Here is a 24,557-nt window from a genome sequence, read left to right as displayed (position 1 = left end):
CTTTGCCCCTTTACCTTGGTCTGGCAAAAGCGGTAGTAATTTGGCCGAAAACCGTAGACTACCGTTTTACCGTTCTGAAACACGCCAAGGGGATAGACGCTGTTAACGCTTATGATTCGCCGGAAAGCTTAGAGAAACCCAATGATTTCGCGGGTTTGTAAGAAGGTCTCTGAGAAAGAGCCTTAGTACACCCATCTGGATTCGAACCAGAAACCTTCGGTTCCGTAGACCGATGCTCTATCCAATTGAGCTATGGGTGCATTTCTACTGCCGGCCACCTTGCGGTGGCCTGCTTTCAAGGTCCAAGAGTTTAATGCCTAGCCGCTGTTCTCTACAAGGGGTTTTGAAGGGCATTTTTCACTTACCACACGGAAAGTGACCCAGGCTACGCCAGCCGTCTGAAAATCGTACCCAATTCAAATGATTTGACTACTAAAGCCAAATCTCTAAGCAGCTTGGCGAGCTGACGTGACTCCCGCTTCCAACGCACCTACGCTCGACTTCCTAGATGTCTCCGCGCCGGCCAACAAAGGACCAATCGCTTCTAACGTTCGATCGATCGCTCCCAAGTGTTGCCGGACGACGGCTTGGGCTCGAATGCCCACTTGAATGCGATGATCGTGGTTGCTTAGCTGACTCTTAGCCCACTCGGAAAGCTCTGCTGGTTGCTTGAGTTGCGTAAGCGCATCGGCGTCTAACAAAAGCTCTACAACGCGCTTGAAATTCTTTGTGTTGGGACCTACGGCGACGCTGCTTCCATAGGCGGCTGGTTCTAGCATGTTCTGACCACCGCGATCGCCGAAACTGCCGCCGACGAAAGCAATGTCGGCTAGGGACCATAGCCATCGCAGATCGCCAACCGTGTCGCCGACCAGAATCTTCCAATCTGTTCTTTCGTTCGCTCGTCTAAGTTCGCTGAGACGGACGACTGAAGCGCCTTCTGCTTTTGCCAATTTAACGACTGCCTCAAATCGCTCGGGATGACGTGGCACTAAAATCAAACGAAGCTCTGGAATCGTTGCCAAGACGGCTTTGTACGTTGCGAGAATCATCTCTTCCTCGCCCACTTGCGTACTGCCTGCGACCCAAACCGGAACGTTCTGACCGCTCGCCGAAAGCTCCTGGCGGAAATGCCGGTTGATAGTTCTGCTAGGCGTTAGACCAAGAACTGAGCGAAGTTGATTCGCCGTTTCGGTATAAGGATCTAAATTGCAGTTGTCGAACTTAATGTTACCGGTGGTTTGGACTCGGGAGCAATCAACGCCAAGGTCGCGGAATCGCTTCGCATATTCCTCATCTTGTGCTCCGACGAAGCTGAGTCGCGAGAATGTCGGTGCGACCAGTTTGTGCAAACGCTTGTAACCCCGGTAGGAGCCCTCGCTCAATCGACCATTAACGATCGCGACCGGAATATTCTTCTCTTGTGAAATCGCAAGCAAATTTGGCCATACTTCTAGTTCCGCAAGCAAGATAAGCTCGGGGTTGAGGCTCGCCAAAGTACGCTTGATTGCCCACGAGAAATCGAGCGGCATTCGAAACACAAACTCGTTAGGGAAGATTTGCCTTGCGAGCTTTAGACTGCTGGCAGTCGTCGCTGAGATGGCAAATCGATATCCGGGGTGCTTACGACGCAGAGCTTGCAGAACCGGTTGTAGCAAGTTGACTTCACCTACGCTCACAGCATGCAACCAGATCATGGGTTCCCGACCAGGTGGAACTTGAACGCGACCCAACCAACGTGTTTTCCATTCAAGCAAGAATGAACGCTTGCGAAAGCCATTTAGTGCGATCGCTGGAGAAAGTACAGCCAGTGCGGCCGCATAGAGCAGATTGAGGCAGATTTGTCTCACGCCAGCGAAATCCATTTCGTCACGCGTTTAAAAAGCAGATCAGTGTTCACTTACCAGTACAGCGAAACTATAGAACATTTTCGCTTTCAGAACACGATCAAAATCTCATCAGGCATACAGTTCTCGCACCATCAGAATGCATGCAAACAACAGCATAATTGTCGACGCGATCAGCATCGCAGTGTAAATCGAAAGCGGTTTGCGAGCAGCCATGTTGATGTGTTTGGACTCTGAAGAGAAAGTAATTGAGAAGGAAGCGTCGCTAAATGATCAAACTACCCAAGTTTCGCAGCGACAGTATCGTTCTGTTGGATGAAGCCCTTGCGAAATGACGGAAGTACTTCTCCAATCGCTTTATCGTCATCAACTCGTTGAATACGAATTCGTCCAAGGTACTGGCTGCCTCGGTAAACTTCCAACTGGTGGCCAGCTCGAAGTCCATCGTCGCGACCCAAGGAGATTTCTACGAGGCTGTTTCCGGAAACGGCGGTGATGACGCCTTTGATGTCCGAAGGTGGCACATCGTCTGGGTTTTCCGATAGGCCCGCAGACGCAAGAGCGGCCGCGGCAGTGTTATTTCTTGCTTGCAGAATGGTCACTTCGCTCTGCAATTGCTTAACGCGATCCTGAGAGTCCTTCAAAAGCGACGTCAAATTGTAAAGCTCGTCCGTACGGGCAATTACCTTCGAACGAAGTTCATTGCGATCTTGTAGTGTCGTGGCAATTTGCTGCCGAATGTTCTCATTTTCTTGAGTAACGCGTTGAAGTTCCGCTTGGGTTTGGTTCAGCGTCTGATTCATCAATGTGTTCTGCGATTGCAGACGAGCCAATGCGGCTTCGTTTGTGCTCAAATCTGTAATCAACGTGTTGTTCTGGCTTTGCAGGGCTGCAAGTGCTTGACGGCGGGCTGCTTGTTCGTGCGCCAGTTCCGTCTGCCCCTTCTCAATTGCCGTTTTCAGTTCCGTCACGTTTCGAGAAAGCTGTCTATTTTCTTCCTCTAGCTTTTGAGCCAGAGACCGATGATTGACGTGAGAAGCGTTAACTACCATCGACAGGGTCAAAAACCCTGCAGATAGAATAGTAACGATCATTACGAAGACTTTGCCCAGATCTGTCATGACTTATTTTATCCTAAACAACTACGCCACTGGGACCGAAATTTGGCCGCGACACAGGGCAGTATAGTTACCTCAAATCGTCAATGTCAACGAAAAGCGCACAATTCGTAAGGGGGCTTTCTCTAGCCGCTAGCCCAGGACTAATTGTGCCGATGATTCCGTTCGTGCCAAGCCGCTGGAAATCTGCGGAACTTAAGCACCGGCCGTTTAGCCGAGGCATCATGGAATGGAAAACGACGGGGCGCCACCGAAAAAGCTGGCGTCCTGTATTTCTTCCATGTTTGATTCTAGTTTCCAACAACTCGAAATCCATTCCCGAGCCCAAGTTTCAATGAATTCACCCTTAGAAACTTTACGTTTGTGGGGTTTGCCTGTTTTGAGTATGGCTATTTAGGGGCTTTAGGAAAGACGTGCCGTTCGAAACGACAGGGTTGGCCGGTACTAGAAACGGGGACGATAAAAGGAAACAGATCTAAAGCCACTGCCAAAACTCTACTACTTTATTCTTCGATCTTATGCCGATTTTGAATGCTGAAGCTGTTCGAAATGCATTTATTTGCGCTTTGGGGGCTGGGAGCACCGAGGGGCTGATCGAATCAATTCTGATTCGAGATGGAACCTACTGTGGCCGGCACTGGAAGGCGGCTGGCTATTCTCTGACTTGGTTCATAGAGGAACAACAAGTCAAATTTTACAGCCCGCAAAAGACCATGATCTTCGGCGGTTCAGCTTACGACTTCGTCTATGGCGAGCAAAATAGCCGCGCCGCAGCTTAGCCGGTCGATGTTCCAGATCGTTCCTGCCCTAGGCTATCGTCCAGACTCCGGCGTCAATCAACGCGGATTCCGCCAGTTGAGCCCAACCGCGGTTGGAAGCGGGTGAAGCGGGAGACGGGTGCAGGATTTTGTGCACTGCGATCGTCTCTGACATCCCCTCTGCTTCGATCACACGTCGCAACGCTTCATAGGCATAGTTGCCGACGCCGACGCTGTATTTCGGCTTTAGGATGCTGAGTGTTGCGGCCAAGTGAAGATCGCAGCATGCATGCAATTGTTCCCGCACAACCTTTGGGAATTTATCGGGCGTCAAATTCTTTCCCGAGGTATCCATAAAGACGAGCGGGCAGTAATTGGCAACAAAACCGGTCTGGAAGAACTCCTCCGGTGTCCTAAACCGCTCTCGAAACAGCCCCCACAGTCGGGCTCCAGAAACTTCTGACCGCTTGCATTCCAGACCGACAATCGGTCGCTTAGGGTGCTCGAGTTCTGGCTTACCGATCTTCCCGGAGATTTTTAACCAATCTCGGACAACGCTGACTTCTCCAAAGGGAATCCCCGTCTGCGCCATACCCCACGGCCCAGGATTCATTCCCAAAAACACAGTCGCAGTCGCCTGTTGTACAAAACGATCAAGATATTCCGCATACGCGCCCCACGCATACTTAAGCGGATTGTAGACCCAAGGTGTTACGCTTGAAAAATCGATGGCATCGAGGCTGTCGATCAACGCTGCACAAGCCTTCTTAAGCGCTCTAGTTTGAACTAAAGCGTTGGACGCTACACTGGTTTTGGCTGTGCGTTTCACTTTGGCATTGATGGCCATAAGGTTTGTCGTGCGTTACTTTTACGCTGTTTTCTGAAGAACAAGGACCGTGTCGCAAATTTCGTTGTTCAACTTTTGTGGCTCATCGATCTCGTACCAGAAGTCATAAACTTCCCGAATCTTAAAATCGGATACAGATTCGATCAGCGATTTGATTTGACGAGCATTGTAAAGTCTCAGGTGTAAGTAATCGATAAGCTTGAAGCTATCCACTGGCCTTTTGACAGTCATCGTCAGTCGCAGTTTTTCCACACGAGTCTTTAAATCACACTCTTCCACCGTCAAAGAGTAATAGATTCGAGCGTCCTGATACTTTACTTGCCAACGTTCAGTGCCGAACAGTTCGCCATCTTTTGGAACTAAATGTAGCCCTAGGATATAGATTCCACCTACATTTAACGCATCTGCAACACACTGCAGGTGCTTCCTCGCCGACTCTTCATCCAGCAGGTGACGGAACGTATTGACCGGATTGAAAGCGGCATCGACCTTCTTCTTCAATTTGAAGTCGGTCATGTCGCCTTTGATAAGTGTTGCCTTGGTGTTGTTGCGGTCAAGTTCTTGTTTGCAGAAGTCGAGCATCGACTTGCTGAGATCCAGGCCAGTAACGTCGTAGCCGCGTTTAGCCATCTCAACGATCAAACGACCGCTGCCGCAACCGGGTTCGAAGACACGTTTAACTTTGTGCGGAACAAAACGCTCGAAAGCCTTCTCGTAAAAGCCTGCTTCGAGTTCCACATTCTCAGTAAATCCTGCGTCGTAGTACTCAGGGTAGTCGTACCAAGATTCATCACGTTTAAGAACGACCTTGGCTGAATCGGCCGGTTTAGCAGAAGCCTTTGGCTGAGATTTGGCTGAGGACTTAGGAGACGGCTTTGGCGATTTAACGCTGGAACTTTTTGCTGGGCTCAAGGTCGTGCTTCGTGCAACAAGATGTTGAATGCTGAAACTCGACCTGCTTCATCACTTGATGTAGTCAGCTTTCAGCGTGTAATAAACCCCGGCGCCATTTTGTACTTGCTGTACCGTCTGGTCCACTTCCAAGGTTCCGGCGAGATTGTATCGACGCAACGCCCATCTGGCTACCTGATCGCCTGTGAGATTGACTTGAATCTTATGCGTCATTGGAGGTTCGCCACCCAAACAACAAGTCGCAAAGTCAGGTACCAAGACGAACGATTTGAATGTCTTGCTGCTGACCGAGTTAGAAAGGATGTAGCCTTTTAAGAACACACGTTTGCCATTGAGTTCAGTGGCAGACGCGGGAGGAATGTCTGGCGCGTTGTAGCCGCTCTTCAATAGCGAAAAGTCGATCCGCTCGTAACCCTCGGGGACTTCAGTCATGTACACATAGTAATGACGCATCGGCGCGGTTATCAACGTCACGGCACAGATGGCGATACTTACCATCGCGATGCCCTTGCCTGTGTATTCGTCGGGATATGAACGGATCGTGTTGAACGCGATCAGCCCGCATGCCAAACCGACAAGCGGCAGCACAAGTCCAGGGGCTACGATAAACCCGAAAAGTCCCAGGACTGCTAAAACCAGTGCAAACACTGCAGACTTCGAAACAGAACGGTAGTTAGGTTCGACTGGTAAATCGTCGGACCCAAATGCAGAACCTACCAAGCTATCGATCGAACTCATCGCCGTACAAACCTTAATCGCTGCTAAAACCGATGATGAAGAACCCTACAACGGCTCCTCGAGATGTGCCGCAACGGGTTTGTTTGTTTGCTTATGCAAACATTTCGTACCATCGGGCAACCAATATATCTAACTCAGGCAACGATGCAGTGCGAGCCGAAACTTGGTGACCAGCGACTTTTCGGCTGGCCGCCCCGACAAGACAAACATCATTGCTAAGGCAAAGTTTACTGTCGTGAGAAGCGTTACGGCTGATATTGAAAGCGGGTTCACCGACCTATCTGATGTCACTACACTTCTTCCGCTCAAGCTTGGGGTGGACTTGCCCGTTGTCCGGTCGCCTGACGCGATTCGGCTTCGGAATGCAAAAATCGATGGCGTGTCGGCAAGCAACTCGCCGGACGCTGCGGGGAGACTGGCAATTCGGTCTTGCGATTTAGCAGAAGGAACATACGAGCTGTCATTCGTACTGGGGGCAGGCTCAGTAGAGGGTTCCACCGGTTGCTGAATTGCCGGTTGTTGGATTACTGGTTGCTGGATTGGGAAGAAGAGATTCGCGCGTTGAAATGCCTTGGGATCCAGCTTCTCAAGGTGGTCAAGTTTCTCTTTTGCTTTCGGCAGCGGGCACGCTCGCATGTAGTTAATTACTGGCAACCGAACCCAGCTATTGGTGTCGTCTGACTTTTCAAACAATTCCACCAGTTTGTCGATCTGCGACCAATCTTCCCAGCGTGCCAAATCCGGAATTACCAAGTCCGCGTAGTCGGGACGATCTAGTAACAGCCTCATCGACTCTAAAATCTTGTTCCGGTCTATGACGCCGCCTTCGGTCCCTTGGAACCGCAACGCCATGATGGCGGCATAGGTGTCCGCGTAAGCAACCTTCGTGTTGGTCAGAAACTGTTTGTCAAGAAACGGTAGGCCTTTCTCGCCAACGATCGTTAAATAGCAAGCGATCAATGCGTCCAAACCTGCTTTGTCATCAGGATTTTCACTTCGCAGTTTTGCCTCAAGCGCAACCGCGTCTTCGTCCTGGGCCACAATGCCAAGCAGTGTGTAGTAAAGTCGTTTTCGGTCTGGTGAAATCGTATTGTCATTCAGCCAACTCCAAAGCTGCTCACGGTCAATCGCGTCCTTGATCGCTTTCACGTCTTCGTAAGGAGCTAGCGCGAACTCATCATACGCATCGCCAGCCAACAAGGATTCTGGGTTCTCGAGATACTTAATGAAGAACTTCAAACGCTCCGTTGAGTCTTCGGAGAGTTTGAACAATTTGTCGATGTAGTCTTTCGAGTTGTCGGTCAGTGTCAACGGAGACGACCACAGCAGTTCGTCGGATAGAACAGCCATCACAAGGTAAGTCTTGTCCGATTTGCCAGGGCCAAAATAAGGTGCGACCAATGTGTCGTTCGCCTTTGCATGTTTCTCGCCTTGAACCACACTTGTGATTGTAAAAGTGGCCTGACCGTCGATCGTTGATTGCGACGATGGAACCAGTTTTGCAAACGCAACCACATCCATGCTTGTCATTTCCTGCCGCAACGTTTGTGATGCCGCCGTACAAAACGGACATGCTTTGGCGACGCTCGCCCCCTGCACTGTTACAACAGTCACCACGGCGACCAGTGCACTTGATAAAAGGGAAAGGCGATTCAGTCTGGGCATTTTTCTCAATAACATTAATTTTCTCCCGTCGCGACTCGGGCGACCGACGCAGCAGGCGTCAAAGGAAAACCGTCGTTCTGGGCGGCAAAATCGGACTAACTGTCAATGATAGGTCACCTTTTGGTATCTGCCAACTCGGTATCTACCACAACCTGCCCCGCTCAGAGAACAGCAAACGCCGGTATTTCAACCGAATTCCGCACAACCTCGGGAGTCACTCACGCGCGAAACGACACAGTTCCGCGATGCGTAAAAGGCGTTTCGAGCGTTGACACTTGGCAAAGCAGAACGTTGCCTTGATCAGCGAAAGTGTTCCGCCAATTCTTTTCCAGACGGGGTTGGCTTAAACGCGTCCACCCGCGACTTTCGAATATAGCGGATCCAAGTATCGATGCACTTGGCGGAAAACACATCGTGCGCAAGGAGAAAATCATGACTGGATCGAAGTCGAGACAGCGCGCGGTCAAGCGAATAGGGAAGTCGCCGCGTCGGCAAAGCAGATTTCTCGGGAACGCTACACCGGCCGTTTTCGTCGAGCGTCAAATTCTCTTCGATTCCATTGATGCCGGCCATCAGGATCGAAGCGATCGCCAAGTATGGATTGCACGTTTGATCGGCCACCGAGACCTCAATGCATTTATCATTCGCGTTCGTACTGTGCGACACGATTTGGATTGCGTGAGCGCTCCGCGAGCTGCCTGCGGATAGTTTGCGAAATTGCGATCGCAACTGGTTGATACGCCGGAAACTATTTTCGGAGGCGTTCAAAAGCGCAGTGCACGCAGGCAAATGGTGCAGAATTCCCGCGGTAACGGAAATGGCTTTATCAGAAAGCCCCATCTGTTTTGAGCCAACCATCAAGGATTCGTTCTCCTTGTACGCTGCAAGTCGCAATTGCCAACCAAGCATCGCGCTAGAGGGAGACATGACCGGCATGAAGCTGGCCGAAAGACCGTTTTGAGATGCTGCGACTCGAATTATTTCGCAAGTAAGCAGATGGATGTCGGCTGCACGAGTAGCTCCAACCGCTGCCAAATGAAATCGGCAATGTCCCGGCTCGCTATCGGAATGGCAAACTTGATTTACCGCAATTCCAACATCGGTCAGTTGTTGGAGGATCTCGCTACAGATCGAAGCGACATTGTGGGCTCCAAGTAAACTATCTGATGATTGTCGCGCTGAGCGAGCATGGTCGATGCTTTCGTTTGCGATGGCTGGTTCGTAGTCAAACGTTTGTTGAGGTTCATTGAAGCGGCTACGGCTTGGATGGCGTTCGTTGAGTCGACTGCGATGTTTCCTGGCATCGGTCAAGATGACTTCGCACGTCTGGCCAATGAGTACTGATTCACCGAAACCCGCGTTTTCCCAAGCATCCTCTGCCCGCTGCAAGATGCTCCGCGCATCAAATACGTCTTCGCGGCGAGTTACTGCGTCTTGAATTTCTGCGACCAAGACCAACGTTGTAATTGAACGTGCAGGTGCTAAGTATGCTGTTTCAGCAACCGGAACAACCACACAGTCCAGAGCACACGAAGCGTGTGGCGAAGAACTTAGAAGCGGCATTCCGGTTTCAAAAAGCTCCTCTGTAAGACGATCGACTGGGATTTGGATATTTTCTCGACGACCGACAAACGTGGTGTAGCGGATTTCAACCGACTTAACGCCTTTTTCACGACAGAACGCCATCAGACTTCGAGGTGTCACAATCAATCTCCGGAATTCGACGTAAACGAGTGTAGAAGCGAGGTTTCGCAACCGGCCGGTTTGCAGCAAAAAGAACTTTAATAGAAGTCTGGCGAAATGTGTACGTTTTGTGAAGTCGGCAAACGATTTTGTCGACGATAACGAATAGCACACCTGTGCGCAGATCGAAAACTAAGATTGACGATCTCCCAAGGCAAAACGTACCACGGGCTGGATGAGAGCATGCACTACACTCAATACTGGCGGATCAACAAGTCCCCTTTTGCCACGAACGCACAATCGCGACTTTACGAAGGCGGAAGCGTTGAGGAGGCCATTGCCCGAATTCGGTTCATGGTGAAGAACGGTAGCTCGCTCGGGTTGCTGGTCGGGCCGTCACTGGTGGGGAAAACGGTTTTAATGCGTAGTTTGGTAAGCCGAATCGGCAGTATGACTCAGGAAGGTCGTGCGAAGGTAGCTTACCTGTCGCTGCTGGGCCTCGACCTCGATTCAATTATCACCAAGCTCATCGAACGGTTATCGAAAGACGAATCGCAGCTTCAGGACCTTTCCTCGCTGTCCCGCGAGCGACGATGGGTCGCGCTCGAAGATACCGTTCGCGGCTTAATTGCTCAAAACAGTCGCATCGTGCTGCTTATCGATGACCTGCAAAGCGGGGCCGCAGAAATTTTTTCCATCCTGCGACGAATTAGCAACAACCTGACTGATCTCACATGCGTGATGAGCATCACGGATGACTACTTGATGGATCTGCCTCGGGGTTTGGTCGAGCGATGCCAACTCAAAATTACCCTTCCAGCGTGGGATTTAGGACAGACAGCGGACTATTTCGAATACTGCATGGATGCTTGTAAAGGTCGCGACAGCATCTTCGACGCCCAATCAATCACCAGGATTCAAGAGCTTTCGGACGGGTTGCCGTACCGTATTAACTACCTAGCAGACCTGTGCCTGGTTGCAGGTGCACTTCGACGGCTGGACCGCGTTTCCGCCGATTTGGTAGACGAAGTAGCCAGCGAGCTGTCAATGCACGGTGGCGAAGTGGAAGTCGAGATGGCAAGCTTTGATCCAAGTGAACCAAACTAGAAACGAGGCGTCTTTTGTTTTGCTATTTGCTTCTGGCGAGAGATTTGCTGATCAGATTTTGCCCGATTTAAAATTGCAGCACAAAACAGCATTGCTTCCACCAGACTTTCGAAACAAGATAGAGTCGACAGACGTAGATAGTGTTAGTAAAGAGTACGGCGGGGAGTTTGTTCTACATCACTTAGTTTGCAGCCACTTATACGAGATCAGGCGAATGAATTCGCACGATTCACAAACTGAAGTTATCTTTTCCTTTGCACAGGCGACTGCGATGTTGCCTTTGTTGCGCCTTATTGTGGCTGATATCTCGCTCGCGCATCGCGATCTGACCGAACGCAAACTGCAAATGCACCGCATTGCCAGACGACGGGAAAATCGAAAATCTGTCGGGCGTGGCGACGGCTACTACAGCGACGAAATCGAAGTCACCCGAGCTGACCTCAAAGAAGAGGAAGGCCAGCTGAACAGTTTAATCAACGAATTGGAATCCCTGGGCGTGCTGCTACAGTCCGCGCACGATGGCGTCGTCGTTTTTCCCGCACTGGTGGAAGATCGCCCGGCGTTTTATTGCTGGAGGATGGGAGAAATTGCGATTACTTCCTACTGCTGGCCCGGCGAAACGTACGCAGATCGCAAGCCGCTTTAGCTCGTCGACCTGTTGTTCGTACAGGTGAGTGTTTTTCTGTGCCGACCGCGCTACAATGGTTGGCATGCCTGATAACATTCAACTCTTTAATTATGTCGTCGTCGCAATCGGATTCGCTCTAGTGAGCGGAATCTTCGCCGTTTTGCTCACTCGGTGGGAAAAGCCTGGCTTTGCCGCCGCAATAGCCTGCTTCGGCTTTGCTGTAGCCATTTTGATTGGTCAGTTTCTTCAAGAAGGTATCTCAATTCCAGCGGACCGCGAATGGCACTATGTAGTGCTTTTGAGTGCGCTAGCCTGCGCCGTGTCATTGTTCCTTGGGAACCTCCGCGCAGAGTTGCTGGTTTACGCTCTCGCGATAGGAGCAATCGCCTTCTATGGGACCCTGATCACCTTCCCGGAAAAGGAATATAGTGAAACCTTCGATGCACAGCGTATCTATTGGACCACGGCTGTCGTCGTTATAGCCGCAGTTAACACGGGACTTTTGCGCTGGCTTTCGCAACAAAATGCCGAACGTTGGTTTTTGTGGGTGCCCACGGCTCAGTTTGGAGCGATCGCTGGATGCGCAATGACCTGCTACGCAACGCTCGGCGCTGCAATACTAGGTTTTTTCGCCCTCCTTGCCTGCTTTGCTGCGATTCGAGCGACGGTAGCGAAAGGCTCTTGGGCGAACAGTTTAATCGGGCCCGCGAGCCTCGCAGCTCCGCTTTTCATCGTGCAGTATCGTATTTACGACGAGTTCTCACCGATTTGGATTTGCGGCGTGCTGTTCGTCCTGCCGGCAGCCGTATGCGTCATCGATCTGGCCGCGATGCAGCAGCGAAAAACCTGGGTTCGCCTTCTTTGCGCAGCGGTCATTGCGGCAGCGATTGCGATTGTGCCGCTCGTGTTTTTATTGAGTCAAACTCCGGAATACTAGCGCATTCCCGTTGACGGCGGAATTCTCCGGTTAATAATGTATCCGGATATGCGGATAAGTGTCCGTGGCGGGTTTTTTCGACGCGAGCAAAACTAATGATTTCCTGGATGCAATCACTGTCAGACCTGACGCGGACGCGATTATTGCGGCTGCTGGATGGCAATGAATTGACGGTGATGGAGCTTTGCTCGGTGCTCCAGTTGCCGCAAAGTACGGTGAGCCGGCATTTAAAGACGCTAGCGGACGATGGCTGGATTGTGTCTCGACGTGACGGCCCGAGCAATCAGTATTCGTTGCCGATGGTCGATTTGGAAGATTCACGACGGCGTTTATGGGATTTGGTGCGTGAACAGACGCAGGGCGATTTAGTAACGACGCAAGACGAATCGCGATTGCAGCAGATATTGATCGAACGCTCCAGCCGCAGTCAGCGATTTTTTTCGTCGGCTGCGAGCAAGTGGGATGGCTTGCGGACGGATCTCTTTGGGCAGAGGTTGGATGCTTGGGCATTAGCGGCGCTTCTGCCCTCGGATTGGACTGTTGGAGATTTGGGGTGCGGCACGGGTGAATTGGTTGCCATGCTTGCGCCGCACGTGCGTCAGGTGTTTGGGTTCGATTCATCTTCGGCGATGTTGGAGTCAGCACGGACACGACTGCTTGGCAACACAAACGTTACATTATCGCAAGCAGATTTGACTGACTTGCCATTAGGAGACGCCAAGTTGGATGCGGCTGTTTTGTCGATTGTTATGCCGTACGTCGCGGATCCTGCTCGCGTGTTTGAAGAGGCATCGCGGGTGACGAAAGTTCAAGGGCGATTGGTGGTTATAGATTTACAGAAACACGATCGCACAGAGTATCGACAGCAATTGAATCATACTTGGTTGGGGTTCGAGCGAGAGCAGTTGCAAGGCTGGTTGGAATTGGCGGGTTGGAAAATGGATAGCTTCCACAATCTACCGCCGCAGGCTGATGCGATGGGCCCGAATCTGTTTATGAGTATTGCCACGAGAATTTAAGTACGTTTAACTTTTATGTGGCTTTCAGCTTTGTTGTTGAAGGCCGTTTTTTAACCCTTTGAGGAGTTTGTTTTTATGAGCACTGTTGCTTCACCGAAGCCTGCTGCAAGTAAGTCCGCTGGTACCGATCGTCCTGCACATAAAGTGAAGGCCTACGATCTTCTTGCAAGTGGTCGTCGCGAGGAGGCTGAAGACATGGTGCGTCTTGGCCGCAAGGAAATCGAACTTGCTGAATACGAGATGCCAGGTCTGATGACTTTGCGTACTCGACACGGCAAGACCAAACCGCTGGCTGGCGCACGCGTAATGGGTTCGCTTCACATGACGACTCAAACCGCCGTCTTGATTGAGACGCTTGTCGCTCTAGGCGCAGACGTTCGTTGGGTTAGTTGCAATATTTTCTCCACACAAGACACTGCCGCAGTCGCGGTTGTCGTCGGACCGAATGGTACGCTTGACAATCCTCAAGGTATTCCAGTATTCGCTTGGAAGGGTGAAACTCTGGAAGAGTATTGGTGGTGCACTGAGCAAGCATTGGTTTGGCCAGATGGCGAAGGCCCTGACTTGATCGTCGACGATGGTGGCGATGCTACCTTGTTGGTACACAAGGGTGCCGAATACGAAAAAGCTGGAAAAGTGCCAGCGTTCGACGCCGAAAACGAACCACACGAATGGGGCGTGATCCTCGATTTGTTGCGTAAGTCGGTTGTGAATCATCCGAAGCGTTACACCGAAATGGCAGAACGCATCCAAGGTGTATCGGAAGAAACAACTACGGGCGTACATCGCCTGTACGAGATGCAGCGCAAGGGCGAATTGATGTTCCCAGCCATCAACGTTAACGATAGCGTGACCAAGAGCAAGTTTGACAACAGCTACGGTTGCCGTCATTCGTTGATCGACGGACTGAACCGTGCTACTGACGTTATGATCGGCGGCAAAGTCGCCGTGGTTTGCGGTTATGGCGAAGTCGGAAAAGGCTCAGCCCAATCGCTACGTGGACAAGGCTGCCGCGTGATCGTTACCGAGATTGACCCAATCTGTGCGCTTCAAGCTGTTATGGAAGGCTATGAAGTCAAGACATTGGAAGACTATGTTGAAACGGCTGACATCTTTATCACCACGACTGGAAATAAAGACGTTATCACTGCGGAGCATATGCACCGCATGAAAGACAAAGCGATCGTTGCTAACATTGGTCACTTTGATAACGAAATTGAAATCGCTGGTCTTGAAAAGCTTGCCAAGCAAGGCAAGGTCAAGCGGATCAATATCAAGCCACAATATGACCAGTGGGAATTTGCCGATACCAAACGCAGCATTCTGATGTTGGCTGAAGGCCGATTGATGAATCTCGGTTGTGCGACCGGTCACCCAAGCTTTGTAATGAGCAATAGCTTCACGAACCAAACTTTGGCTCAGCTTGAACTCTGGACCGAGCGAAGCAGTGGCAAGTATGAAAACAAAGTTTACATTCTGCCGAAGCACCTGGACGAAGAAGTTGCCCGATTGCACTTGGAAAAGCTTGGCGTCAAATTGACCAAGCTCACCAACTCGCAAGCGGAATACTTGAACGTTCCAGTCGATGGTCCTTACAAGCCAGAACACTACCGCTACTAACGCGATATTATTGGCCTAGTTGTTCGTGTATCGAGCAACCTTCAACATCTAAACCGCTGCATTGGCGAATAAGTCAATGCGGCGTTTTTTTGCGCCCGCAACGAGCGCTTACTTACAGAAAGGCTTCAACTTCCAATGATCGAAGTGGAGTCTTGCGGAAGAAACTCTCGTAGATCGATTCGATAAAATTCACGAAGTCTTGCATAGACTCCTGGATGGTATTCGTAAAGCTCATGCGGTGTCTGGAAATAGTACTCGCTGGCCACAGCAAAGAACTCACTTGGGCTGCTCAACCCATAATCGTTGATGTACACGCGATGCCCCTGAGCAACCATTTGTCGTGCATAGTCTAACTCGGTTTGCATCGCTCGGTTCCACTTCACCGAGTCGACGTCGTTAGCAAGCGGGGGCAATCCATCAGCGTTGGGACCATTCACCATGTCGATCTGGTGCGCAAACTCGTGTATTGCCAAGCTATGTCCACGATTGGGACCTTTAGCAGCGCATTGAACATCTTGCCAGTTGACGATGATTGGTCCCCTATACACGGTTTGACCGGAGCGGGCGAATTCGCCTGACAGTTCAAAATTGCTGTGTACGCCGGGGCGAACTTCCGCGACATAGGCTTCAGGATAGACCAAGATTGTTTCGGTCTTGTCAAAGTACCAATCGGAATTTGGCGGGACGCACAGCGCAGCACTGGCCGCAATCGTCCAACGAATGTTATCCGTCAGTTTTAGGCCGCGACATCCTTCCCAGCTTTTCTCGGCTATCAAAACTCGACACCATCGAACTAGACTTTCTTGCAATGCGCCGGGCAAATGATGGAACTGCCAAAGGCTTTGACGGGCGAGCATGTGTTCATCCGCATTGACTGGAGCAGCCAGGAGTTGCTTGCGTTTTCGAGAGCGAGAGTTAAAAAACATAATATTCAGTCACTGGAACATATTGGATGCAACACCGTTCAAAGGTATGCAGTAAGCATTGAAGTTACGATATGCGATGATTTCGGGTTTCTGAATCAACTGGCGACTGTTCCAGTTTTCTTGGAATATTGAGTTGTTTTGAGGTAAGTTTAACGAAGTCTACCTGCCTTGCGTTGTTTAGCTAAAATAGGGAGCGACGAACGAAAAAGTTCGCCTTCCTACCAAATTCTCTGAAGCTTTAGAAATCGGGTTTTCAATGACTCGCTCCTCCCTGCCCTTCCTGGTCCTCGCTATATTGTTCTTTGTCGGTAATGTTTATGGAGAAGAAAATCGGTCGGACCCGACTTCACACGAATCACTTTTTAACGGCGTCAACCTTGAAGGATGGGAAGGCGATCCGAAGTATTGGCGTGTAGAAGATGGAGCTATAGTTGGCGAAATCCCGGTCGGAAAATCGCTTGAAAAGAACACCTGGTTGATCTGGCGAAATGGCGAGCTTCACGATTTCGATCTTCAACTAGATTTCAAACTGTCTGGCGATGCTTCTGCAAATTCGGGAATTCAATTCCGTTGCCAAGCAGATTCGATTGACCATGTATCTGGTTATCAAGCTGACCTGGACATGGGCCAAGAATGGCTTGGTCGTATCTATGATGAACATGGCCGAGGCTTAATAACAGAGCGTGGCACCCGAGTACGCATTTTGCCTGATGGTAGCAAGAAATCAGAAGTATTCGCACCCTCAAACCAATATGCAGTTCTCTTTCGGGAGAATGCATGGAATCAATATCGCATCGTTGCTGTTGGCGAGCATATACAGATCTTTATCAATGGGACGCTCTTTAGCGAACTCGAAGATCAACAGATAAATCAACGTGATCTCAACGGTGCTTTGGCTTTCCAGCTTCATAGCGGTCCTCCAACGCGAGTAGCCATTCGCAACGTGACACTGCAGAACCTGCAGAATAAGTCTGATCGACTGGAACCGTTCAAGTTCAAGTCGACTCAAGGTGAAGTCAGCGATCAAGTTGGTGAGGTGCCGAAGGGTGAAAATAACACTGCGTTGAACTTGGGATTTGAGTCCGGCAAACTATCAGACTGGACTGCGACGGGAAGTGCGTTTGAACGTCAGCCTATTGATAAGGATAGTATTCCGGACCGTTGGGCCGGGCAAAACAGTGGCAAGAACGGTAACTTTTTTATCGGTGGTTTTGAAGTTGTACAGGACGCTGGAATTGGCACGCTGTTATCATCTCCATTTAAAGTCACCAAGCCCTACGCAAGCTTTCTGGTTGGCGGCGGAAGTACCGAGAGCACGCGAGTTGAAATTTTGCTTTACGAATCCGATGAAGCATCTAAGGTAATTTTTGCAGGCTCTGGCAACGACCGAGAGCAAATGAGCCGCGTGGCCGTTGATCTGCGCGAACATCAAGGCAAGAAAATCGCAGTCCGAATCGTTGATGAAAGCAGCGAAGGTTGGGGGCATGTGAACTTTGACGATTTCCGCTTCCACGATTCACCACCGACTGCGCCGGTGAATGTCCAGTATTGGCGGACGACAGCCAATCCATTGTTGCAGCATTTGGTCGAAAATCCGGTTGGCCTGAGCAAAGACCAGCGTGGAACTGAAACGACTGCAAAGATGTTCGTACCTCAAGGGTTTTCGGTGGATGTCGTTGCCGCCGAACCGCAGGTTCACCAACCGATGGCATTCACTTTCGATGCCAAGGGACGTTTGTGGGTGGTCGAGGGGTATTCCTATCCGCAAAAACGACCTGAGGGCGAAGGGCTTGACCGAGTCGTCATTTTTTCCGACGACGATGGCGATGGACGGTTTGAGAATCGCAAAGTCTTCATAGAAGGACTAAATCTTGTCAGCGGCATGGAAGTTGGACACGGCGGAGTTTGGATTGGCGCCGCGCCGCAACTCTTATTCATTCCCGATCGAAACGGCGACGACGTGCCAGATTCTGCGCCGGAGATTCTCTTGGATGGTTTTGGTTTTGCCGACACGCATGAAACTTTAAACAGCTTTATGTGGGGCCCTGACGGTTGGCTTTATGGTAACCAAGGTGTTTTTAATTCGTCTCAGATTGGCAAACCTGGCGCACGAGATAGCGAGCGAATGTCGTTAGCTGCCGGCGTATGGCGTTATCATCCAACGCGACATCAATTTGAAGTTTTCGCCCACGGTGGCAGCAATCAGTGGGGACTGGACTACGACCAACATGGCCAAATCTTCATGACGCACTGCCGAAGCTTCTGGGGACGAGGCTTAACGACCCATGTGATGTTGGGCGGTCACTACTGGAATCAAGTCAACAGCGGTTATGCGAGATTCATTTCATCTGAGTCGATCGCCACTCAACCGGCGATGCAAAACTTTCTTTTAGCGTCGGCTCGCTACGGCCACGGCGAAGGTGGTGCTGGAAAAGCCGGTTCACGCGAAGTGTATGGCGGACATTCCCACGTTGGGACGATGATCTATCTGGGAGACAACTGGCCAGCGGAGTATCGAAATCACCTCTTTACGCATAATCTGCACGGACATCAGCTGAATCATCAAATTAATCAACGAGAGGCTGGCGGGTACAACACGATACACGCGGGTAGCGACGTCTTGTTCTGTGGCGATGAACAATACATCGGCGTAGACTTGAAGTATGGCCCCGATGGGGCGGTCTACATTAGCGATTGGTACGATCCAAGGCATTGTCATAATCCGAACGTCGAGCTTTGGGATCGAGGAAATGGTCGTATCTATCGGATGAAGTATGACGCTACTTATAAACCGACGAAAGTCGATTATTCCTCCGCAAGCAATGCTGAACTGGTTGCTGCACAAAAACATCCGAACGATTGGCATGCTCGAATTGCACGGCAGGTATTGAGTGAACGAGCGACTGCGGGCAAGATTGATCAGGCGACGCGAGCTGAACTGCAAAAGCAAGCAGTTGATGCTGAAGCTGATACAAACCGCCTGAACGCAATCTGGTCGCTGCATGCAATCGGCGCAGTCGATGGTTCCAGTTTGGCAAAATGGATGGATGATCCAAGCGAATATGTTCGCGGATGGGCGGTTCAGCTTGCCACTGAAACAATGCCAACTGAAGAGCTGAATTTGAGCCTGGTTCAACTTGCAGATAAGGACGAGTCGCTTTTTGTACGTCGCTGCCTTGCATCTGCCTTGCAAAGGGTCTCTCCTGAGCACGGATGGAAGATTGCATCGATATTGAGTCGACAAGCAGAAAATACGACCGATCGAGATCTTCCGTTGTTGCTTTGGTATGGTATTGCAGGCCTCATGGACAAGGATCTAGAGCGAGGATTAGAACTGGCGAACAGTGCTCAGATTGAAGTTATTTCGGATTTCGCGGCGTGGTACGCGGCAAAACTTTCAGCCACCGGACGAGAGCAGCTTACAAAAAAGATTGCACAAGCTAATCGGGGACAGAGATTGCATTTGTTGGGGCTGCTGGAATTGGCGGTTCGTGGCATGCGAGGCGTCGAGGCGCCAGTTGGATGGTCGGATCTTGCTGTGGAATTGTATGATGCGGAAGATCTGCAAGTGCGACAAGCTGCTGAATCGCTGGGGGCTACCTTTGGAGATGAAGCATTGTTCGTGCGGATGCGCAACGTGTTAAGCAGTAAGAACGCAACACTGGCTGCCAAGCAGCATGCCATTTCAATCCTGCGGAACGACAATTCAATGTCAAACCAACCAGTGCTCTTGCCATTGCTCAACGATCCTCAAGTGCGTCTGCAGGTCCTTCCACTTTTGACTCGATTTGACGACATTGCCATCGCAGAATCCGTATTGAACAAATTCACAACTTGGAGTTCAGACGAGAAAGCAGCAGGCATGGAGTTGCTGGCAAGTCGTATTTCCTGGGCGAACGCTGTTCTAGACGCAGTCGCGGCGGGTGCTATCCCCAAGTCAGAGCTGACCGCATATTATGCGCGGCAAATTTCGGGCTTGGGCGATGATCGCTTAAATGAACGAATTGCGAAAGAATGGGGGAGCGTCCGGCAATCATCATCGGAACTCAAGGAAGAAATCACCAAGACGCTTCAAGCTTATAAGTCAGCTCCACTTTGGGCCTATAGTGAAAAAGCAGGAGCGGTGCATTTCAAGCAGTTGTGTGCCTCATGCCACCAACCAGTCGCTGGAAGTGAGAACATCGCGCCGAATCTTGCCGGAACCGGGTCCAAAGGCATTGACTACATCGTAGAAAATGTGATCGATCCCAACGCTGTAATCGGGCAAGATTTTCAGGCAAGGTTGGTCATGACCGACGATGGCCGGATCTTTACGGGATTGGTAACGAATGAAACCGATTCAGCCATTACGTTGCGCACCGCGACGACGACTGAGACGATCAGCAAGGATGAAATTGAAGAAATGAAGGTGTCCCCCAATTCATTTATGCCAATGGGATTGATCGGAACCCTGAATGATCGCGAACGAATCGAGCTGTTCAAATACATGATGGAACAGTGATAAGCCGAAGCGATCGGTTTATTTTATTTGACCGCGTGGGCATCGCCCCGCGCTCTGGACGTATTTTTTATTAGAGCGTCGTTACAACTCGCCGTGAACACTCGTGGCAGTGATTCAATTCGCGTGTGGACTTACGTCGTATTCTGGTTCAGTCTCTTGCACGCAGGTCGGTGTGAATTCGATGCCATTATAAATAGCTCGCAACGATAAAGAACCATCGAGAAACGGTAAGGCGATTGTCGAATCGATCCCTGAAATACACTCTCGAAGAAAGCCGCCGCTTGTCCGTCGCATGACGATGGCTATTGGTTGATGTTGCTCTAACACAATGTAACACTGAAGTGACGGAATCGAGAGGTATGCAGACATCTTCTCGTCAAGATCATAGGGGCGTGTCGACGGCGAGAGAACTTCGACGATCAATACCGGGCGGTCTTGAAATACCGAGGTCGGTTCGTTCGAATCACAGACGACTTGAAGGTCTGGATAGTAGTATCGGGTGGTCTTCGGATCACTGATGCGAAGCTTTGTGTCGGAGTTAAACGCTTGGCAAGAATGACCATCGAGGATTTGCATCAACCGGTAAGTACAGTTCATCACGACTTTGTTGTGTCGCAACGTTGCCCCCGTCATCGCTCGGATCCAACCGTCGATATACTCGCTTTTGGAAGACGCCGCTTCTTCCATCTTTAGGTAAGCATCAACACTAACAAAATTTGGTCGCTCGGCGCTGCTCATGTTCGCTTCTCTTATTGGCTCTTGATTCGCCGAAGGAAAGAATGACACACCAGAATTATACAAGCATGAAGAGGCAGGCAACAAGCAACCGTAACAGGAACCGCGAGTTCCTGTCTCGGAGATTTTCCTCGTTCATTTCTAGACACCGCATTCCGTAGTGGCAGCCGTTTCGTTAGTGTTTGGCGATACGCCGGGACCATCTTCGCTGTAGTATTTGGAGAAGACTTCAAACCAAGTTTCGCGGGCGTGGGCTTTTGTAAACGCCTCGCGAACAGCTAAGTGTTGGGGATGCAACATCGAATACTTAATGCCAAACTTCCGCATCTGAAGCGACGTCTTCTTTTCACCGTAGATCTGTTCGGCCATCCTGTAATGTTCCGCGATCACCTCACGTTGTTCAAAGATAGTCGGCGGTGGCGGCTCAGGTTCACCACGCAGTAAGGCATTTGCCTGAGTGAAGATCCATGGATTTCCGATGCATCCGCGCGCGATGGTGACTCCATCCACTCCAGTCTCATGCATCATGGCAATGCAATCGGCGGCGCTGAAGAGGTCACCGCTGCCAAGGATCACTCGATCGCCGACATGCGTTTTGACTTCTTTCAAAAAGTCCCAGCGACTTGGGCCGATATATCGCTGTTGAACTGTTCGTCCATGCACTGTGATTGCGGAGACACCGTATGCAAATGCACCGTCTAAAATCCGATAGAAGTCATCGTAACTTTGCGAGCTATCGTCCATTCCTCGACGCATTTTGACTGTAACCGGGATCGCAGCAGGGACGATGTCGCGAGTGCGTCTCACAATCTCTAACGCAACTTCTGGTTGGCTTAAATGGAAGCCACCGCGGCATCTGCCCAAGACCTTCTTTACTGGGCAGCCGAAATTGATATCGATCACGGCAAATCCAGCCTCAACTAGCTTTGCAGCGCCCATCGCGAATTGTTCCGGTTCGGCCCCCATCAGTTGTCCCGCGACTGGGTGCTCTTCGGGGGTATTGAATAAAAAGTGTCTGGTGCGATCGCGGTCCTTAAGGTTAACCAAAAATTGGTCCAGCATGACCTCACACAAGCTATACGACGCACCGTGCCGACGTGCAAGCATCCGCATCGGCCAATCGCTATAGCCGCTAAGCGCCGCCTGGGCGAATGGATTTTCGAGAACAATCGAGCCGATCTGCAGTGGTTTCTTCATGCTGCATATTGCGCCCGACCAGCAGCGATTAGTCAAGCCGAAATCTTACTCGGTGCGGTCTCGATCGATATAAACATGCCCGTACCAGTTTGCCGCGATTGTCTCGAGAAGCGTCGACCATCGAGTTTGCCCACCCCAAACATCGGCGCAGCACTTGGGACACTGTGGTTGCGAAGCGTCTGTTTGGGGGGAACGAGTCATCTGATTCGGATCGGTCCAAACAGCGTTGCACTCATCGCAGAGCAGAAATTGGTGGACCGTTTCGGTTGCGTTGCAGGTCCGAACGCGGCAGAGCCCTTGACCGCAAACCGGACAATGGCGAGTGTAGATTAACCAGTCAGACATAAGCAGAACTTAGAATGGAAACGCAGTGATGACATTCTTCCCGGAAACTACAACTCGCAAACGTTTGGAAGCTGGATTCTGCTTGCGTTTACCTGTACTGCCACCGATATAACCGATCGGTTTATCGAACGTCGCTTCGTAGACCATCATGCCGTCTTCGTCACGACGCGACGTTCCCTTAGCTCCCTTGGAAGCCCGAGTGAATGCGTCGTCGATTGCGGCCAACATTTCTTTCATATCGCCTTCAAAGACGCCGTGACTACCGGGGCGGTTAGGTTGGTCAACCAAATGTCGTTCAATGTGTTTCAGTCGATGCCCTTCTTCGCTGCCTGGACCGTAGACTAGACCCGCGGGCGATTCATAGCGATTCCGCCCCACTTCTCGAAGGAAGCCATCGTGCAGATCCGATGGTCGGCTTTCAGCTTGTGTTTCGGATGAATTTGTCGGCTGGGATTTCTTTGCAGAAGTCGTACTTTCCGATGAGCGATTTTTGTCCGATTCCTGAGTCGCGTTCTTCTTTTGAGTGTCGGCTAGCTTTTCAGTTGGCTCCGGCGTTTTCTCGCGTTGGGGTTTTTCTACAGCTTCGTTAGACTTGCCAGCGTTATCTCCGCTCAAATCTAGCTCAGCGATATCTGCGATCGATGGCAGGCTCCAGCCAAATCTCGCGTTCGCAAAAGGCTGTCCGATCGCGTAGACTATTGCGACGGCAATAAGCGTCAGAGCAAGCTTAGGAGGAATCAGCTTGAAGATGGCGAATTTATCTGACTGCCGCATGGCTTAGAAAGTAAGTTAGGAGTTCTGATTCAAAAGTATGGCGGCGTCGCGGGCAAAGTAAGTGAGTATGCCACTCGCACCGGCGCGGCGAAATGCAAGTAACGATTCTAGCATAGCAGCCCGTTCGTCCAACATACCTGCTTGAGCGGCTGCTTTCAGCATCGCATATTCGCCACTGACTTGGTAGACGGTAACTGGAACGCGGAAAGCTTCGTGAATTCGGCTGACTATATCTAAGTAGGGCATTCCGGGTTTGACCATGACGATATCAGCGCCTTCTTGCAAATCGAGAGCAACTTCATGCAAGGCTTCGTCCGCGTTGGCTGGGTTCATCTGATATGTTTTTTTATCAGCTGTTCCAAGATTTTTTGCTGATCCAACTGCGTCGCGGAATGGGCCATAGAATGCGGATGCATATTTGGCAGCATAGGACATGATCATTACTTGTTCGTGACCCGCGTCATCCAAGGCTTGGCGAATGCATCCAATTCGGCCATCCATCATATCGCTTGGGGCAATGCAGTTGCTGCCGGCGTTCGCTTGGTTGACAGCTTGTTTGCACAGCACATCAATCGTCTCGTCATTGACGACATAGTTGTCATGCACAAGTCCGTCTTGGCCGTGGGACGTGTAAGGATCGAGCGCCACATCGCAGATAATTCCAAGTCCATCTCCGACTCGTTTTCGAATCGCCTCGGTGGCTGAACAAATCAAGTTGTCTGGTCGGAAGGCTTCGCGGCCGTCGTCGGTCTTCAAACTGGTTGGTGTCACCGGGAAGAGGGCGACGGCTGTGATCCCTAAATCGACGGCTTCGGCGGCAGCGTCGACGGCAAGGTCAATGCTCAAGCGATCAACCCCCGGCATACTTTTGACGGCTTGCAATTGTCCACTGCCTTCAATCAAGAATAGCGGCCAAATGAGGTGCTGAGGTGCCAATGTTGACTCAGCAACCATATCGCGAACCCATGGCCAGCGACGCAACCGCCGCATCCGGGTGGCAGGATAGGGACCTCGGGCGGCGTGCCAGTTATTCATTGTGAAGCTCAGTGTGAGTGACTAGTGGAAAAGGTCTGAATGTAAACCCAATGGTGGACTTGGTAAACGTGGTTTTGCCTAGCACCAGTCCAGAATCGTAGCATGCCGAGCCACAATCAGACCTGTTTTAAGCTCGAAAATTCACTACAACCTAGGGCAATTTAT

Annotated in this window: 19 protein-coding genes and 1 tRNA gene; 7 read left to right on the top strand and 13 right to left on the bottom strand. The window is 50.8% G+C overall.

Annotated features, from left to right (window positions below; translation table 11 throughout):
- Positions 1-186: 186 nt before the first annotated feature.
- The 3 genes from SH451x_RS19345 to SH451x_RS19335 form a co-directional block, all read right to left on the bottom strand.
- Positions 187-260, bottom strand: a tRNA-Arg gene (locus tag SH451x_RS19345).
- A 186-nt stretch (positions 261-446) separates the two neighbouring features.
- Complete coding sequence (locus SH451x_RS19340; RefSeq protein WP_479358683.1) at positions 447-1,850, bottom strand: 3-deoxy-D-manno-octulosonic acid transferase; 1,404 nt, start codon at positions 1,848-1,850, stop codon at positions 447-449.
- A gap of 275 nt (positions 1,851-2,125) precedes the next feature.
- Positions 2,126-2,968 (bottom strand): hypothetical protein, encoded by an 843-nt coding sequence (locus tag SH451x_RS19335; protein WP_479358682.1) that lies wholly within the window; start codon positions 2,966-2,968, stop codon positions 2,126-2,128.
- A gap of 515 nt (positions 2,969-3,483) precedes the next feature.
- Here SH451x_RS19335 and SH451x_RS19330 point away from each other — a divergent pair.
- Entirely contained in the window at positions 3,484-3,744 is a 261-nt protein-coding gene (locus SH451x_RS19330; protein ID WP_479358681.1) for a hypothetical protein, read from the top strand.
- 28 nt (positions 3,745-3,772) lie between these two features.
- On the opposite strand, the gene SH451x_RS19325 is transcribed toward SH451x_RS19330, so the two are convergent.
- The 5 genes from SH451x_RS19325 to SH451x_RS19305 all read right to left on the bottom strand — a co-directional run bounded on the left by SH451x_RS19325 (position 3,773) and on the right by SH451x_RS19305 (position 9,589).
- On the bottom strand, positions 3,773-4,570 hold the full coding sequence (locus SH451x_RS19325; RefSeq protein ID WP_479358679.1) for a uracil-DNA glycosylase family protein: 798 nt from the start codon (positions 4,568-4,570) through the stop codon (positions 3,773-3,775).
- 21 nt (positions 4,571-4,591) lie between these two features.
- Positions 4,592-5,482, bottom strand: a complete 891-nt coding sequence (locus tag SH451x_RS19320; RefSeq protein ID WP_479358677.1) for a class I SAM-dependent methyltransferase — start codon at positions 5,480-5,482, stop codon at positions 4,592-4,594.
- Between the two features lie 51 nt (positions 5,483-5,533).
- Positions 5,534-6,220 (bottom strand): DUF3299 domain-containing protein, encoded by a 687-nt coding sequence (locus tag SH451x_RS19315; RefSeq protein WP_479358675.1) that lies wholly within the window; start codon positions 6,218-6,220, stop codon positions 5,534-5,536.
- Positions 6,221-6,349: 129 nt separating this feature from the next.
- Positions 6,350-7,900, bottom strand: a complete 1,551-nt coding sequence (locus SH451x_RS19310) for a hypothetical protein (RefSeq protein ID WP_479358674.1) — start codon at positions 7,898-7,900, stop codon at positions 6,350-6,352.
- A 285-nt stretch (positions 7,901-8,185) separates the two neighbouring features.
- Positions 8,186-9,589, bottom strand: coding sequence for a type I glutamate--ammonia ligase (locus SH451x_RS19305; protein ID WP_479358673.1), 1,404 nt, complete (start codon positions 9,587-9,589; stop codon positions 8,186-8,188).
- Between the two features lie 177 nt (positions 9,590-9,766).
- On the opposite strand from SH451x_RS19305, the gene SH451x_RS19300 reads away from it, so the two are divergent.
- From SH451x_RS19300 to ahcY, 5 genes are all read left to right on the top strand, one after another.
- Positions 9,767-10,675, top strand: coding sequence for an ExeA family protein (locus tag SH451x_RS19300; protein WP_479358672.1), 909 nt, complete (start codon positions 9,767-9,769; stop codon positions 10,673-10,675).
- Positions 10,676-10,889: 214 nt separating this feature from the next.
- Positions 10,890-11,321, top strand: coding sequence for a DUF2203 domain-containing protein (locus SH451x_RS19295; RefSeq protein WP_479358671.1), 432 nt, complete (start codon positions 10,890-10,892; stop codon positions 11,319-11,321).
- Positions 11,322-11,385: 64 nt separating this feature from the next.
- Positions 11,386-12,240, top strand: coding sequence for a hypothetical protein (locus SH451x_RS19290; protein WP_479358670.1), 855 nt, complete (start codon positions 11,386-11,388; stop codon positions 12,238-12,240).
- A gap of 107 nt (positions 12,241-12,347) precedes the next feature.
- Positions 12,348-13,259 (top strand): metalloregulator ArsR/SmtB family transcription factor, encoded by a 912-nt coding sequence (locus SH451x_RS19285; protein WP_479358669.1) that lies wholly within the window; start codon positions 12,348-12,350, stop codon positions 13,257-13,259.
- A gap of 195 nt (positions 13,260-13,454) precedes the next feature.
- Positions 13,455-14,879, top strand: a complete 1,425-nt coding sequence (ahcY, locus tag SH451x_RS19280) for an adenosylhomocysteinase (protein WP_479362920.1) — start codon at positions 13,455-13,457, stop codon at positions 14,877-14,879.
- 125 nt (positions 14,880-15,004) lie between these two features.
- Here the strand turns inward: ahcY and SH451x_RS19275 are convergent, their stop codons facing one another.
- Complete coding sequence (locus tag SH451x_RS19275) at positions 15,005-15,805, bottom strand: M90 family metallopeptidase (RefSeq protein WP_479358668.1); 801 nt, start codon at positions 15,803-15,805, stop codon at positions 15,005-15,007.
- 256 nt (positions 15,806-16,061) lie between these two features.
- Here SH451x_RS19275 and SH451x_RS19270 point away from each other — a divergent pair, with 256 nt between their 5' ends.
- Positions 16,062-20,306, top strand: coding sequence for a PVC-type heme-binding CxxCH protein (locus SH451x_RS19270; RefSeq protein WP_479358667.1), 4,245 nt, complete (start codon positions 16,062-16,064; stop codon positions 20,304-20,306).
- A gap of 114 nt (positions 20,307-20,420) precedes the next feature.
- Here SH451x_RS19270 and SH451x_RS19265 read toward each other — a convergent pair whose 3' ends face one another.
- The 4 genes from SH451x_RS19265 to hemB all read right to left on the bottom strand — a co-directional run bounded on the left by SH451x_RS19265 (position 20,421) and on the right by hemB (position 24,392).
- Complete coding sequence (locus SH451x_RS19265; protein ID WP_479358665.1) at positions 20,421-21,044, bottom strand: Uma2 family endonuclease; 624 nt, start codon at positions 21,042-21,044, stop codon at positions 20,421-20,423.
- A gap of 138 nt (positions 21,045-21,182) precedes the next feature.
- Complete coding sequence (locus SH451x_RS19260; RefSeq protein ID WP_479358664.1) at positions 21,183-22,238, bottom strand: tRNA dihydrouridine synthase; 1,056 nt, start codon at positions 22,236-22,238, stop codon at positions 21,183-21,185.
- A 354-nt stretch (positions 22,239-22,592) separates the two neighbouring features.
- A complete protein-coding gene (locus SH451x_RS19255; protein WP_479358663.1) occupies positions 22,593-23,357 on the bottom strand; it encodes a hypothetical protein in 765 nt (254 codons plus the stop codon).
- Between the two features lie 15 nt (positions 23,358-23,372).
- Positions 23,373-24,392, bottom strand: coding sequence for a porphobilinogen synthase (hemB, locus tag SH451x_RS19250; RefSeq protein WP_479358662.1), 1,020 nt, complete (start codon positions 24,390-24,392; stop codon positions 23,373-23,375).
- Positions 24,393-24,557 lie beyond the last annotated feature (165 nt).

The organism is Njordella aestuarii (assembly GCF_056494165.1).
This window is presented reverse-complemented; position numbering and strand designations above follow the sequence as displayed.